The 14,286-nt window shown below is 67.9% G+C and carries 13 protein-coding genes; 7 read left to right on the top strand and 6 right to left on the bottom strand.

The genetic code is table 11. From position 1 onward, the window contains the following. Positions 1 to 44: 44 nt before the first annotated feature. A complete protein-coding gene (locus tag F0U60_RS17605) occupies positions 45 to 2,411 on the bottom strand; it encodes a hypothetical protein (protein WP_395821190.1) in 2,367 nt (788 codons plus the stop codon). 25 nt (positions 2,412 to 2,436) lie between these two features. Between F0U60_RS17605 and F0U60_RS17610 the strand changes: the two genes are divergently transcribed. Both F0U60_RS17610 and F0U60_RS17615 read left to right on the top strand, forming a co-directional pair. After that, the gene (locus tag F0U60_RS17610) at positions 2,437 to 2,832 is read left to right on the top strand and encodes a TIGR02266 family protein (RefSeq protein WP_203412283.1); all 396 of its coding nucleotides are present in this window, start codon (positions 2,437 to 2,439) and stop codon (positions 2,830 to 2,832) included. Positions 2,833 to 2,843: 11 nt separating this feature from the next. Continuing rightward, the gene (locus F0U60_RS17615; protein ID WP_395821192.1) at positions 2,844 to 3,368 is read left to right on the top strand and encodes a DUF192 domain-containing protein; all 525 of its coding nucleotides are present in this window, start codon (positions 2,844 to 2,846) and stop codon (positions 3,366 to 3,368) included. A gap of 39 nt (positions 3,369 to 3,407) precedes the next feature. On the opposite strand, the gene ybaK is transcribed toward F0U60_RS17615, so the two are convergent. From ybaK to cglC, 5 genes are all read right to left on the bottom strand, one after another. Beyond that, positions 3,408 to 3,884, bottom strand: a complete 477-nt coding sequence (gene ybaK, locus F0U60_RS17620; protein ID WP_395821195.1) for a Cys-tRNA(Pro) deacylase — start codon at positions 3,882 to 3,884, stop codon at positions 3,408 to 3,410. 4 nt (positions 3,885 to 3,888) lie between these two features. Next, entirely contained in the window at positions 3,889 to 5,031 is a 1,143-nt protein-coding gene (purK, locus tag F0U60_RS17625; RefSeq protein WP_395821197.1) for a 5-(carboxyamino)imidazole ribonucleotide synthase, read from the bottom strand. Then, a complete protein-coding gene (purE, locus tag F0U60_RS17630) occupies positions 5,028 to 5,489 on the bottom strand; it encodes a 5-(carboxyamino)imidazole ribonucleotide mutase (RefSeq protein WP_395825288.1) in 462 nt (153 codons plus the stop codon). Before purE ends, purK begins: the two co-directional genes overlap by 4 nt. A 213-nt stretch (positions 5,490 to 5,702) precedes the next feature. Beyond that, the gene (locus tag F0U60_RS17635) at positions 5,703 to 7,103 is read right to left on the bottom strand and encodes a VWA domain-containing protein (RefSeq protein WP_395821200.1); all 1,401 of its coding nucleotides are present in this window, start codon (positions 7,101 to 7,103) and stop codon (positions 5,703 to 5,705) included. Positions 7,104 to 7,187: 84 nt separating this feature from the next. Then, entirely contained in the window at positions 7,188 to 7,691 is a 504-nt protein-coding gene (cglC, locus tag F0U60_RS17640; RefSeq protein ID WP_395821203.1) for an adventurous gliding motility lipoprotein CglC, read from the bottom strand. A gap of 301 nt (positions 7,692 to 7,992) precedes the next feature. On the opposite strand from cglC, the gene F0U60_RS17645 reads away from it, so the two are divergent. The 5 genes from F0U60_RS17645 to F0U60_RS17665 all read left to right on the top strand — a co-directional run bounded on the left by F0U60_RS17645 (position 7,993) and on the right by F0U60_RS17665 (position 13,825). After that, positions 7,993 to 8,820 carry an outer membrane beta-barrel domain-containing protein gene (locus F0U60_RS17645; RefSeq protein WP_395821207.1) on the top strand — a complete coding sequence of 276 codons (828 nt, stop codon included), beginning with the start codon at positions 7,993 to 7,995 and terminating at the stop codon, positions 8,818 to 8,820. Continuing rightward, entirely contained in the window at positions 8,817 to 9,626 is an 810-nt protein-coding gene (locus F0U60_RS17650) for an outer membrane beta-barrel domain-containing protein (protein WP_395821209.1), read from the top strand. The genes F0U60_RS17645 and F0U60_RS17650 overlap by 4 nt, the downstream gene beginning before the upstream one ends. After that, on the top strand, positions 9,623 to 11,641 hold the full coding sequence (gene gltC / locus F0U60_RS17655) for an adventurous gliding motility protein GltC (protein WP_395821211.1): 2,019 nt from the start codon (positions 9,623 to 9,625) through the stop codon (positions 11,639 to 11,641). The genes F0U60_RS17650 and gltC overlap by 4 nt, the downstream gene beginning before the upstream one ends. Positions 11,642 to 11,762: 121 nt before the next feature. Next, positions 11,763 to 12,791, top strand: a complete 1,029-nt coding sequence (gene plsX, locus F0U60_RS17660; protein ID WP_395821214.1) for a phosphate acyltransferase PlsX — start codon at positions 11,763 to 11,765, stop codon at positions 12,789 to 12,791. Next, a complete protein-coding gene (locus F0U60_RS17665; RefSeq protein WP_395821217.1) occupies positions 12,788 to 13,825 on the top strand; it encodes a phosphatase domain-containing protein in 1,038 nt (345 codons plus the stop codon). The genes plsX and F0U60_RS17665 overlap by 4 nt, the downstream gene beginning before the upstream one ends. Positions 13,826 to 14,286 lie beyond the last annotated feature (461 nt).

A 14,286-nucleotide genomic window follows, 5' to 3' on the forward strand; every position in this document is an offset into this window, starting at 1 on the left:
CCCCGTGCCGGTAGAGGAGGACTTCGGCCTCGCGTGTGGCGCGTCTAGCGGAAAGCGTCGCGGGGCACCAGGGGGCCTCCGAAGTGTTGGTCCTCGAAGTCGCATCGCTCGGCCCACTCGGAGGTGATGGCGCGGAAGGCGGGGCCCTGGTTCGGGAGTGCTCCCACCTCATGTCGCACGGCACCGCAGTCTCCGGCCAGGTAGGCCGCCTGCACCCGGAGGCGGAGGGCCTCGCGGCGGATGGCGTCGGGCAGCTCGCCTTCCAGGGCGCGGGAGAGGTGCAGCAGGGCCTCGGCGGGGGCGTCCACCAGCAGCAGCCGTCGGCCGAGGAGGTAGTGGAGATAGGGATCCTTGGGCGCCGTCTCCAAGGCGCTGGCGAGCCGGAGCAGGCGCAGCTCCTCGTGATGCTCCCGGAAATAGGCGTGGATGGGGGCGGCGCGGGCCTCGGACTCCAGGGCGGCGAGCTTCACCTGGGCGGTGCGTGTCACCTCTGGGCTGGGCGAGAGCGCGAGGACCCGGTCGAGGAGGGCTCTGGCCTGCTCCTTGTTGCCCCGCCGTGACACCACGTCCGACTGAGCGAGAGTCACCTCGGCCTCCAAGGCCGGCTGTCCCTTCACCTGCTCAGCGAGCTTGCCGAGGACCTGGGAGGCCTCGTCCTGTCGCTCCATCCGGTCCAGGGCGCTGGCCTGGCCGAGCTGGAAGGAGGGCTCCTGGGGCTGGAGGTTCGCGGCGCGCTGGTACAGCTCGAGCGCCTGCTGCGGGTCGCTCGCGAGGAAGTCGCGGGCCTCGTCCTGGAGGCGGGCCACCTCGCGGGCACAGGCGCGGGAGAAGAGGCTGCCGGTGCGGAAGCGCTGGAAGGCGCGGCTCACGGTGGCCTCGTCCAGCGGCAGCGAGTCCAGGTACGTCTCCCACTCGGTGGCGAGCGCATCCAGCGGGCGGCCATAGGCGGCCTCGAAGTCGCCGTGGGCGTAGAGGACGCGCAGCTTCTCCGGGCCGTAGGTGTCGGCCAGGTGGCGCAAGAAGGAGCCCACCAGGGTGTACGCGCGGGCGGGGGCGGACTGGTAGAAGCCCTCGGGGCCCACCAGCTTGCGGATGTCGGGGGCCAGCTTCTGCCGGCGCATGCCCGCGGCCCACTCATCGAGGGTGAGCTCCCCTTGGACGGGGTTGTCCGCGGCGACGGCGAGGCCCTCGATGACGCCCATCAACGGGTAGACGCCCAGCCGGGTGGTGACGCGGAAGGGCCAGCTGCCCGCGGGGGCCGCCATCACGTGCGCCAGCTCGTGCTTGAGGACGGAGTGGGGGAAGTCGCGCCCGTTGATGTGCAACTCCAGGCGCCAGGGCTTGGCGAACTGGGTGCGGCCGGCGCCCACCAGCGCCTGCTTCTCCTCATCCGAGCGGTACAGCCACACGCGGATGCGACCCTGGGGGGCACCGCCCAGGAAGCGCGAGAGCTGGGCGTAACGGAACTCGAGGTCCCTCTCCATCCGATCCACGTCCTCGCGGGGCAGGCCGCGCGGGTAGATGAACTGGAAGTGTTGGGTGTCGCGCACTCCGCCGAGCCGCGCCAGGAGGGCGTCGTCCGTCATTCTCAGGCCCAGGTCCGTGCCATGCGCCTCGATGAGGACGACGGGAGCGAGCACCAGGCCGAGCACGAGGAGGGCGCCCACGCGCAGCCGGGGGCGGCGCAGGCGGGCCTCGGAGACGTCCAGCGAGAGGGCGGTGAGCGCGAGGAAGGCGAGGGCGAGGAGCAGCGTCTCCAGGCGGAACCAGAGGAGGGCACCGGAGACGGCGAGTGACTCGTCATAGAGGGGCCCTGGCAGGTGACCCAGGAAGTGGTTGAAGGCGTAGACCTGGGGCCCGAAGACGATGGGCCAGGCGGTGAACACGCCCGACAGGAGGATGAGCCCCACATAGAGGAGGACGGCCCGGCCCCAGCGGCGCGTGGCGAACCCACAGAAGACGCCTCCGGCGGCGGACAGCACCGCGGAGGGGAGGGTGAGCAGGGGGTAGAAGCCCACCAGGGCGAAGGGATCGCACCGGGTGCCGACCAGGGCGTACAGGGTGGCGGCGAGGAAGGGGGGCACCAGGACGGCCAGGTTGATGAGGAGGGCGGGGGCGAGGGCGTGCCAGGCCATGCGCGCTGGGCTGTCTGGACGGGGGGCTTGCGGGGACTGCCCCTCCCTGGCTGCCTGTCCGGCGAGCATGCGGCGCTCTTGGTGCACTGCGGCGATGCCCACCCCGCCTCCGAGCAGACCCACGGCGATGGAGAGGGTGAGACCCAGCTCGAACCCGGGCACCCCAAAGAGGGGGAGGAAGACGAGGGCCGAGCCGCCGACCGCCAGGGCCCCGGCGAGCACCAGGACCGGGGGGCGCCGGAGGAGGTCGACGGCACGGAAGAGGACTTGGCGCATGGCCTTCTCCTATACTCCCCCCAGCATGGCCGAACAGAAGACAGGCGCTGAATTCCGCCAGCATGCTCGCGCGCCCATCGAGCTGAAGGTGGACTACAAGAAGCTCAACTCGTTCTTCGCGGACTACACGAAGAACATTTCGAAGGGTGGCACCTTCATCAAGACGAAGAAGCCGCTGCCCATCGGGACGCGCTTTCTCTTCAAGTTGACGGTGCCCCAGCGGGAGGTGCCCTTCGAGCTGCTCGGCGAGGTGGTCTGGTCCAAGGCCGACGCCGAGGAGCCCGGCATGGGCATTCGCTTCATCTACAACGACGAGCGCCAGCGCGCCGACTTCGAGGGCGTGGTCGAGCGGCTGATGGCGGACAGTCTGGGTGCGCAGCTCACGGAGAAGCTGCTCAACAAGCAGCTCCACTTGGGGTGAGCTGTCGCTGGATGCACGGACTGGGTGCCGTGCTGATGTTGGTGTCCTGTCAGGCCGCCGAGGCCCGGGACAGGTCGTTCCCGCCGGCGGGTAGGAAGGTGAAGGACGTGAGTGCGGAGGATTACGTAGGGCCCATGCTGCCGAGGGCGCGGGTGTTGCTCGAGGACGCCGATGGCGGGCTGCACCGGGTGGACGTGGAGGTTGCCGCCACGCCGGAGTCGCGTCAGCGTGGACTGATGTGGCGCAGGGAGCTGCCCGCTGGCCAGGGCATGCTCTTCGTCTTCCCAGCGGAAGAGGTGCAGAGCTTCTGGATGCGCAACACGCTCATCTCGCTGGATATGATCTTCATCAACTCGGCGGGGCAGATCGTGGGCATCGTCGAGCGCGCCGAGCCGCGTTCGCGTGTCTCGCGCTCGGTGGGAGTGCCCGGGCGTTACGTGCTGGAGGTGCCTGGCGGTTGGTCCCAGACGGTGGGACTCAAGCGCGGTGGCGCCGTGCGGTTCGAAGGCCTGGAGCCCATCCAAGTCGTCCCCTGAGCGCGTGCGGGAAGGCGGCGGATGGGGCGAAGGAGCCGCCTACGTCTTGTCGCGCGAGATGGGCCCCACCTTGCCCTTGGTGACCTTCAAGTAGTCCGCGGGCGCGAGGAGGAGCTGCGTGCCACGGACACCGGCGGACACAGAGACGATGTCGAAGAGCTCGAGCGTCTCGTCCACGTACACGGGGTACTCCTTCTTGCCCCCGATGGCCGTGACGCCGCCGCGGATGTAGCCCGTGAGCGGCTGGAGCTCCTTGAGCGGCACGGTGTCCACCTTCCGGTCGCCGCTCAGGCGAGCCAGGGCCTTGAGATCCAGCTCTCCGTTGCCGGGCACCACGGCCATGAGCACGCCGGTCCGGTCCCCGCGCGCCACGAGCGTCTTGAAGACCTGCTCCGCGGGCAGCCCCACCTTGGCGGCCACCGTCTCGGCGGAGAGGTCCTCCGGGTCCACGTCGTACTCGCGCAGCTCGTAGCGGATGCCGAGCGAGTCCAACAGTCGTGCCGCGTTCGTCTTCATGGTGTCACGCTCCTAGAGCTTGACGGGCGGCCGTGATGCGGGCCAGGGCTTCCTCGGGCGTGGAGCCCACGGCAGACAGGTGCCCCATCTTGCGGCCCTTGCGCGCCTCACGCTTGCCGTACAGGTGCAGCCGCACGCCCGGCATGGCCAGCACGGACTCGAACTTTGGCCCACCTTCGCGCAGCCACAGGTCGCCCAGCAGGTTGACGATGGCCGCGGGCCGGACCACCTCCACCGAGCCCAGCGGCAGGTTGCACACCGCGCGCACCGCCTGCTCGAACTGGCTGGTGAGGCAGGCCACCTCCGTGGCGTGGAAGCTGTTGTGCGGGCGAGGCGCCAGCTCGTTCACCAGCAGCTGGCCGTCCTTCAGCAGGAACATCTCGACCACCAACAGGCCCTCGACCTCGAGCGCCGTGGCCATGGCGCGGGCGATCTCCGTCGCCTCCTGGCTCACCTTCGGAGGCACCTGGCCGGGCAGCAGTGACCAGTCGAGAATCCGCTCCTCGTGGTGGTTGTAGGCCGGCGGGTACACCGCCACCTCGCCGTTGGGCGAGCGCGCCACCAGCACGGACAGCTCGGACTGCAAGTCCAGCGCGGCCTCCACCACCACCGGGCGCTGGCCTAGCTCGCGCCACGCGTCCGGGGACTCGGTGGCGGACTTCACCTGGTACTGGCCTCGGCCGTCGTAGCCACCCTCGCAGACCTTCACGAAGCAGCGTCCACCCAGCTCCGTTGCCGCCGTGGCCAAATCCGCCTCGGTGTCCGACTGCTTCCACGGCCCCTGCGGAAAGCCGTGCTTCGCCAGCCACGCCCGCTGTCGTCCGCGGTTCTGCACCACCTCCAGCACGGAGGGACCCGGCCGCAGCGGCGCATGCCGGGCAACGGCGCGCAGGGTGGTCAGGGGGATCTTCTCGATCTCCAGCGTCACCACGTCACACGCACGCGCCAGCCGGGCGGCCTCTTCCGCGCTGCCGAAGTCGGCCGTGTAGCACTGGTCCACCACGAAGCGGGCCGAGCACGCGGGGTCCGGATCCATCGCCTGCACCTGGTAGCCGAGCGTGCGCGCAGCCAGTGCCATCATCCGGCCCAGCTGCCCACCGCCGAGGATGCCGAGTGTTCCACCCGGCAGGACAGTCCGCTTGTTCATTCGATCTCCCGATCCCTGAGCACCTCGTCGGTGCGGGCCTGACGCCAGGCGGCGAGCCGCGGGCGGAGCTCCGGGTACTTGAGCGACAGGATAGAGGCGGCGTACAGCGCGGCGTTGATGGCGCCCGGCTTGCCAATGGCCATGGTCCCCACCGGCACGCCCTTGGGCATCTGGACGATGGACATCAACGCGTCGAAGCCGTTGAGCACCGTGGCCGGGATGGGGATGCCGAGCACCGGCAGCAGCGTCTTGCTGGCCACCATGCCTGGCAGGTGGGCCGCGCCCCCCGCCGCCGCGATGATGACCGACAACCCTCGCGCCTCCGCCGTCTCTGCGTACTGCATCATCCAGTCCGGCGTGCGATGGGCGGACACCACCCGCACCTCATGCGGAATGCCCAGCTCCTTCAGCACGTCGATGCCGGGGCGCAGATGCTCCAGATCGCTCTTGCCCCCCATGATGACGCCCACCCACGGTGTCGCGCTCAAAGCTCTCGCCTCCTATGCGCCCTCCTGGTGGTTCCAGGAGGTGCGAGGAACGCGGAGATAGGGTGGGGGGATTCCGTAGGTCAACCGGAAGCGTACGGTGGGTCCTGAAATCCCAGGGGAGGGGTCAGGGGGACGACCCTCACCCCAGCCCTCTCCCAGAGGGAGAGGGGGTTCTCACGGGGCTTAGTAGGTGGAGGTGATCTTCCCGAAGCTCTTCGCCGCCCGGCTCTTCGTGCGCTTGATCGCCGCACCCATCGACTCGTCGTCGTCCGCCTGTTCGTAGTCCTGGAGGACGGCCTGCTGCTCGGCCAGGTCTGCCTGCACCGCGGCGGGGCTTACCACTGCGCTCGCCTCGTGGAAGAGCGCCTGGTTCTGCATCACGTAGCCCTTCGCATCCTCCCTGCGTCCCTCTCGCAGGGCCTGGGCCGCCAGCTTCAGGTTCTTCGCGCTCAGCGCCCGCGTCGCGTACACCGTGGCGTCCTTGTCCTGCCGCGCCACCACTTCCTCCCGCCGCTCCGTCACCATCGCCGACAGGCTCGCCGCGCTCTCCACCCCTGCGTCCTTCAGCAGGTCCGTGTACGTCAGCTTCAGCCCCGTGACGTCCACCGCGCTCCCGGGCTTCGTCCCCACCACCGTGAGCCGCGCCACCACGCGCTCCACCTGGCCCGCGGAGAAGTCCGGCAGCGGGACCCGCACCGTGCGCCCTTCCTGGTGCGCGCGGTAGCCCAGCACCTCGCCCAGGCTCACGCCCTCGGGCAGCTCGAAGGACAGCTCCACGCCGCGCGCCACGCTGGTGGTGGCCTGCTGCAGATCCTTCTGGAAGAGCGTGGCCAGCTGCCCCGCGTCCTCGAGGAAGCCGTATGCGCCCGCGCCGTACTCGGCGAAGCCCTGCATCAGGTCCTCGTTGAAGTCCGTCCCCACGCCGATGGCGCTCACGGTGATGCCCTCGGCGCGGATGTTCTTCACCACCTCCGTGAGGCCCGCGTCGTCGGTGATGCCCTCGGTGGCCTGGCCATCGCTCATCAGGATGATGCGGTTGACGGCGTAGTCGCCCCGCGAGGCCGTCACGTGCGAGCGGCCCGCGTGCAGCCCCGCGCCGATGTTGGTGCCGCCGTCATCCCAGATGCCTTCGATGTACTGGAGCATCCGCTCCCGGTTGGAGGGCGTGGCGGGCAGGGCCGGCAGGCTCTTCACATCCGAGCCGTAGTGCACGATGGCGAGTCGGTCCTCCGGGCCCAGCAGTCCCACGAGGTGCCGCGCGGCCTGCTTGGCCTGTTGTAGCTTGTAGCCACTCATGGAGCCCGAGCGGTCGATGACCACCGCCAGGTTCACCGGCGTGCGCCTGGTGCCTGGGAGCTCCACGCCGGTGAGATCCACCGTGACGAAGAGATCCGCGCTGCCCGGGGTGATGTAGGGGTGCGACAACCGGCTCGTCATCGTCAACGAGCCGTTGGACGCGGTGGCCGGCCGCGGCGTTGGCACCGGGCTGGCGGGGTGGGGTGGTGCCAGTCGGGGCAGGCCCAGCACCAAGGCGGTGAGGGCGAGTCCAGCGGCCAGCGAGACGAAGGCAACCGTCTTGTTCATGACAGAGGGCTCCTTGTGGTGAGGGCCCTGCTGTCCACGTTCGGCGCGCGGAAAAGTTCTACGCGCACCGACGCCCGGTGCGCGTCAGTTCGACTTCGGAGTCGCGGCGCAGAAGTAGGGCGAGGCGTTCTCCCCGAACGTCGCGCGGTATTCCTCCGGCTGGTTCTTGCGCATGTACTCCAGGGCCTCCGCATCCAGCAGCAGGGCGCGGCAGCTCATGCGCTCCTTGACGTCCGCGGACGCCTCCGGGTGGTTGACGGCGCAGAAGTCCTGGAGCTGGGGCGCACCGTCGTCCGTCGGCACGCACGACTTGCTGCAGTAGCCCAGGACGCGCAGGGCGTCGCCCTCACCGCTGGTCTGGATGGGCGAGTTCGCATCGCGCACGCAGACGAGATCCTCGCAATCCAACGAGCCGAAGGAGATGAAGTCCTTATCCCCCGCCCCGATATCCGCCAGGGTGACGGGATCGAACTTCTGGCCGGTCGTGGACTTCTTCACCAGCACGCAGGGCTTGCCAATATCGGAAGGAACCTCGCACCCGCCGCACAGCAGGGCGGCACCCACCAGTAGAGCCAGACGCGCAGACATCGACGTGCACCTCATGAGTCGCATGTGAGCGGCCACGGTAACACAGTGCCTTCTCAAGCCAACCGGTACCGTGGTCGCATGGATGCTCACTCTGCGAGAATCGTGACCGCTCTCTCTGCAAGAATACCGAGTGGATACACGAAGGGGGGTTCCAGACACACCTCAGCGGATACACAGGGAGCAGGCGAGCTTTGATCGGTTGATGGTTTGCGAGCGTGGCGGATAGGATGCGCGAAGTGCATCAGCCTCCGGTTCGTTCGGATCGGTTGGCGGACGCCCCCATGACACGGAGCTCCCGGAAGTGAATCGCCTCCAGGCCATCGTGCTCGCGTTGTGCATCGCGCCAGCATCGGCACTTGCCCAGAACCAGGAAGACGCGGGGCTCGGACTCGATCTGAGCGGTAATGAAAAAAAGCCCCAGGAAGAGACCGAGAACCTCGCGGAGCCGCCCGCGGAGGAGCCGCCACCGCTGACGTCCACGGCGGAGGCTCCCCCAGCCGAGCCGCTTGCACCGGCCGAGCGTGACGTGACGCTCGACGACCGCGTCAAGAGCGTGCAGCGCAAGGTGTACCTGAAGAAGGGACGCTTCGAGCTGACGCCGCTCATCAGCCTCTCGGTGAACGATCCCTACTACACGAAGGTGGGCGCCGCGGTGCGTGGGGCGTACTACCTGGCGGACACGCTGGCCGTGTCCGCGCGTGTCTCCGCGATGCAGGTGCTGCCCGAGGACGACGTGCGCATCGCCAAGCGCACCTTCCAGAGCCGCATCTTCTTCTCGGTGCCGCAGTGGTCGGCCATGGGGAACGTGGAGTGGAGCCCGCTCTACGGCAAGGTGGCCTTCCTCAACGACATCCTCCATTTCGATGCCTACCTGCTGGGCGGCATGGGCGTGGTCAACACGCAGATGTCCGGGGAGGAGGGGCGCGGCCCCAGCCTCGCCGCCGACCTGGGCATTGGCATGCGCTTCGTGGCCCGCGACTACCTCGCGGTCAACGTGGCGCTCATCAACACCTCCTACGTGGACCAGCCCCTCAATACCAGTAAGGGCGCTACCCAGAACCTCATGACCCTCAATGCCGGAATCTCCTTCTTCTTCCCGATGAAGTCGACCGGTCGGGAGGCCGAATGAAGACCGCCGCCCGTTTGCTGCTCGCGCTCTGTCTGGCGCCCGTGCCCGCCCTGGCTCAGGACGCGGCACCCGCCACGCCTGCGCCGGCCGCTCCCGCTCCCGCGAAGCCTTCCGCCTCGTCCTCCTCCTCCGAGCAGGAGGCCGGTGACGTGTCGGAGGTGGACAAGGACCGGCTCGGGCCGCTGCGCGAGCGCGTCCGTCCCGTCTCCGGCCACCTCTTCCTCAAGAAGGGCCGTTTCGAGCTCAGCCCCTCGGCCACGCTCTCCGTCAAGGATGCCTTCTTCACCAAGTACATCCTGGGCGGCGCGCTCACCTACCACCCCACGGAGACGTTCGGCGTGAGCCTGCGCGCGGGCTACTCCATCCCCACCGTGGCCGGTGCCGCGCAGATCTGCACCTTCAGCGGAGGTGATGGCACCCGCGGTTGCCGTGCGCCCACCTACAACGATCTGGATGGGGCTGCCCCCGGGCAGATCACCCTGCTCGGCGGGGTGGACCTCCAGTGGGCTCCCATCTACGGCAAGGTGTCGTTGCTGTCCGAGCAGTTCGTGCACTTCGACCTGTACGGCATTGGTGGCGCCACCGCGGTGCAGTACCGCGGGCCCGGCGCGACGGAGCTCACCGTCGGTGGCAACGTCGGCGTCGGCATGCGCTTCTTCCTCAACCGCTGGATGACGCTGCGCACCGAGTTCCGCGACCTCATCTACGTCGAGAAGGCCATCAATCCCACCACCACGTTGCGCAACCAGTTGCTGTTCGAGCTGGGTGTGTCCTTCTTCTTCCCCTCCGCCAACCCCGAGTCATGAAACGTCTGCTCCGGCCCCTCTGTCTCGCCACCCTCGGGCTCTCGTTGGCGTGGGCGACGCCCTCGCCCGCTCAGAGCTTCGAGGGTCTGGATATCTCCCAGCCCAACAAGAAGAAGAAGAAGAAGCCCACGCGCAAGCCGTCGCGCGGCAAGAAGCCCGCGGCTGCCGCGGCCGCCGAGGACGCGTCCGACTCGGACGCCTCGGAGGCCAGCGCCGCGGGTGACACGTCCACCCCTGCCGCTGCCCCCGCTGCCACGGGCACTGCTGAGGGAACGGCCGCGTCCACGCCTCCGCCTGCTGCCGCGGAGACTCCGGCTGCTGCCCCGTCCATGGGCTTGGATCTGACGTCGGACGTTCCGCCCCCGGCCGCGCCCACCATGTCCTTCGACGCGGTGGACGTCTCTGGCAAGAGCGGTGATCGCCAGCGCCTGGACGTCGCCATCTCGCTCTTCAAGAACGAGGAGTACGAGAAGGCGGCGATGAGCTCCTTCGAGATGCTCCAGGACGCCAAGCTCGCCGGCCTCCACCTGGAGGCGCGCTACGTGATGGCCAAGGCCCTCTACCGCATGGGGCTCTACCACTCGTCGCTGGGTGAGTTCTCGAAAATCCTCGCCGTCGGTCCGGAGACGAAGTTCTTCCGCACCAGCCTGGAGTGGCTCTTCTTCATCAGCCGCAAGACGAAGAACGAGACCGTCATCCTGGATGAGATCGCCCGCTACGCGAACCAGGAGTTCCCCGAGCGCTTCCGCAGCGAGTTCCACTACCTGCTGGCCCGCTACCACTTCGTGCGTGGCAAGGCCTTGGATCAGGTGGGCCGCGCGGAGGACGCGGACAAGAGCTTCAACGAGGTGAAGCGGCTGGCGCTGCTCATCCCGAAGACGGACGTGTTCTACCCGCGAGCCAAGTTCCTCGAGGGTCTGTCCTTCTTCCGCTTCGGCAACCGGGCGAAGAGCGCCGCCGAGAAGCGCACGGACATCAACACCGTGGGCGCCATCGAGGCCATGAAGGAGGTCATCCGCGTCACCCGCTCCAACGCGGGCCTGGACGCCGAGCAGATCTCCGCCAACCAGAAGCTGCGCGAGCTGGCCTTCATGCAGCTGGCGCGCACCCACTACGGCATGCAGCAGAACCGCTACGCGCTCTTCTACTTCAACAAGGTGGAGCGCGGCACGTCGCAGTGGCTGGAGTCCATGTTCGAGGCCAGCTGGGCCAACTACCGCGTGGGCCAGTACGAGCAGGCGCTCGGCAACCTCATCACCCTGTCCTCGCCCTTCTTCCGGGAGGAGTACTTCCCGGAGGCGATGATCCTCAAGGCCGTCATCTATTACGAGAACTGCCGCTACCGCGAGTCCAGCCTCATCCTCCAGGACTTCGAGCGCACCTACCTGCCCGTTCATGATCAGCTCGAGCTGATTACGAAGAAGCAGATGGAGGCCAGCGAGTACTACGGCGTCCTCTCCGACGTGCAGAAGAAGAACAAGGACGGCCTGGAGAAGAGCGAGACGGACGTCATCCTCGAGCGCATCCTCCGGCTGGCCCTCACGGACCAGGACCTGAAGAAGACGAACGAGTCCATCCTCGAGCTGGAGGGCGAGATGGACGCCTTCGGCGAGAAGGGTGACACCTTCCGCTACTCCGAGCTGTCCAAGCAGCTGCTCGAGGGCCTCAAGGTGCAGCGCACCAGCCTCATCGAGAAGGCCGGAATCATGGCCAAGGGCAAGCTGGAGACGGAGTTGGTGGCCCTCAAGCAGCTCCTGGCGAACGGCCTGCGCATCAAGTTCGAGACTGTCTCCAAGGAGAAGGAGTTCCTCGAGGAGCAGCTCAAGGCCGGTGGCCAGGTCTCCATCGTGAAGAAGTACCGGTACTCGGTGGCAGTGGCGGACGACCAGCTCTACTGGCCGTACGAGGGCGAGTACTGGCGCGATGAGCTGGGCACCTACCAGTACACGCTCACCAAGGGCTGCATTCAGCGCGACTCGGCCAACCGGACCATCCAGGCCAGCGAGTCCAACTGAGCCCGGGCCCCAGGCGGCTCCCTCCTCGGGGGGGAGCCTCCCGGCTCGCCCTTGTCGGGGGCTGGATCCCAGTGGATCCGGCCCCCTCTTGTTTTTCCTAACCGTGTAGGATGCTGACGTCATGGCCACCAAGCTCGTCACCATTGCGTTCGACGTGATGGGGAGCGACCACGGCCCCGCGGAAGTCGTCAGGGGGGCCGCGCAGCTCTCGTTGGAGTCTCCACACATCCACGTGTTGCTGGTGGGGGATAGAGCCCTCATCGATGACGCGCTCGCCGAGACGCGGCACAACGGCGAGCGCATCTCGGTGCAGCATGCCTCCGAGTTCATCGCCATGGACGAGAAGCCGGCCGAGGCCCTGGCGCGCAAGACGGATGCGTCCGTGTCGGTAGCGGCGCGGCTCGTGGCCGAGGGCGAGGCGGATGCGCTCGTGTCCGCGGGCAACACGGGCGCGGGCGTGCTGTCCTGCGCCCGTCACTTCCAGCTGCTGCCCGGCGTGCGGCGCGCGGCGCTCGCGGCGGTGTACCCCACGCGGGCCCGTCACGGTGACAAGGCGGACCCGTTCTCACTCATCCTCGACGTGGGCGCCACGGTGGAGGCCACCGCGGAGGACCTGGTGACGTTCGCGGTGATGGGGGCGGCCTACGCGCGCATCATCTCGCGCAATGAGAACCCCAAGGTGGCGCTGCTCTCCAACGGCACCGAGTCCACCAAGGGCCCGCGTCACGTCGTGGAGGCGCACTCGCAGCTCGCGGCACTCTCCGGGCTGCAGTTCATCGGGAACGTGGAGGGCGTGGACATCCCCAAGGGCACGGCGGACGTGGTGGTGACGGACGGCTTCGTCGGCAACGTTTGCCTGAAGATGCTGGAGGGCGTGCACGAGACGGTGGTGGAGCTGGCCCAGTACGCGTACAAGGAGAGCCTGCGCTGGCGGGCCGGGTTGGCCATGCTGTCCGGTGGTATTCAGCGCATCAAGGACATCACCGATTGGGAGCAGTACGGGGGTGCACCGGTGCTCGGGTTTAATCGGATCTTCATCAAGGCCCATGGCCGCTCGAAGGCACAGGCCATCGCCAACGCCGGCAAGGTGGCCGCCAAGGCGGTGGCCCATGAGCTCGGCACGGCCATCCAGCAGGGTCTGGCGCGGTGAGCCTTCCGGATCGCATTGACCCTAGGCCGCCTCGGCGCATCTACCGCTGGGACCTGGACAAGACGTACCTGCAGACGGAGTTTGACTCGCTCCGGGATCTGCTGCGCACGGCCTTCCAGAAGGCCCACGAGAAGCAGGCCGTGCCGGGTGCCTCCGCGCTCATCCGCGAGCTGGCGGAGAACGGGGACTCTCGGCTGTGCATCGTCTCCGGAAGCCCCAAGCAGATGCGCTCGGTGCTGGAGGAGAAGCTCAAGCTGGACGGCGTGGTGTGGGACGAGTTCGTCCTCAAGGACAACGTGGGCAACCTGATGCGCGGGCGCTTCCGGGCCCTGCGCGGGCAGGTCGGCTACAAGCTGCCCGCCATCCTGGAGAGCCGCGCCAACGCCCCGGTGGAGGCCGAGGAGGTGCTCTTCGGGGATGATGCCGAGGCGGACGCCTTCATCTACTCGCTCTTCGCGGACATGGTCGCCGGGCGTGTGGACGAGCGGGTGCTCACGCAGATCCTCTCGGCGGCCGCGGTGTACCCGGACGAGGCCGAGCGGGTGCGCGCCGCGTGGAAGAAGATTCCCGTATCGGATCCGGTGCGGCGCATCTTCATCCACCTGGACCGACTGACGCCGCCAGCGCACTTCGCCAACTACGGCCCGCGCGTGGTGCCCATCTTCAACTACTTCCAGGCCGCGCTGGTGCTGCTCGCCGATGGCCACCTGACGGCCCCGCAGGTCATCAAGATCGCAGTGGAGATGGTGCAGACGGCGGGACACAACATCATCACGCTGTCCAACTCGTTCCAGGACTTGCTGCGCCGGGGGCTGCCGCTGCAGCAGGCGGCGGCGGCGCTGGTGCAGGCGCTGGAGGGGCCCAACGCGCTGATGCAGGCGCTGCGGCCGATGCCGGACATCATCTCGGCGTTCACCAAGCGGCTCGCCGCGCTGGGGACTCCGCCGCCCCCACCGCCAGTGCAGGCGGTGGACTACCTGGAGCTCCTCCACCACGCACTTCCGCGGACGCACAAGGCGCGGAAGACGCAGTAGAAGCCCGGGCTTCGCGTTTTCGGGGCGGGTGAAACTGCCCTCGCTTGGGTCGTTGTTCCTGGCCGGGTGTGTCGCTAGTGCAGTGATGCCATTGTTTTTGCTCGTGGTTGTTTCTGGATGTGTGGTATGGATAACAAAACCAAAAATCATCCCTTGCAAAACAAGCAGGGGGGAGGGGCAAAAAAATGAGAAAGACATTCTGGACAGGTGTGATGATCCTGACGGGTGCGCTCGTCGCGGCCTGTGGACCCGCGGTGGACTACCCTGAAGCGGATTCAGCCTCGGAGACGAGCCAGGCGCTGTCTACGGCCTTCTGCGAAGGCTCCGATACAATCCAGTGCCCGTCTGATGAGTACCGCTGCTGTAGGAACAAGTCGTCCGGTGAGTATGTTTGTATGATCCCGCCCCACCAATGCGTGGGGGGAGAGTGCCCCAGATTCAATGACGAGTTCTGCACGATC

Origin of the sequence: Archangium minus, assembly GCF_044360475.1 — a bacterium.
Taxonomy (GTDB): domain Bacteria; phylum Myxococcota; class Myxococcia; order Myxococcales; family Myxococcaceae; genus Archangium; species Archangium minus.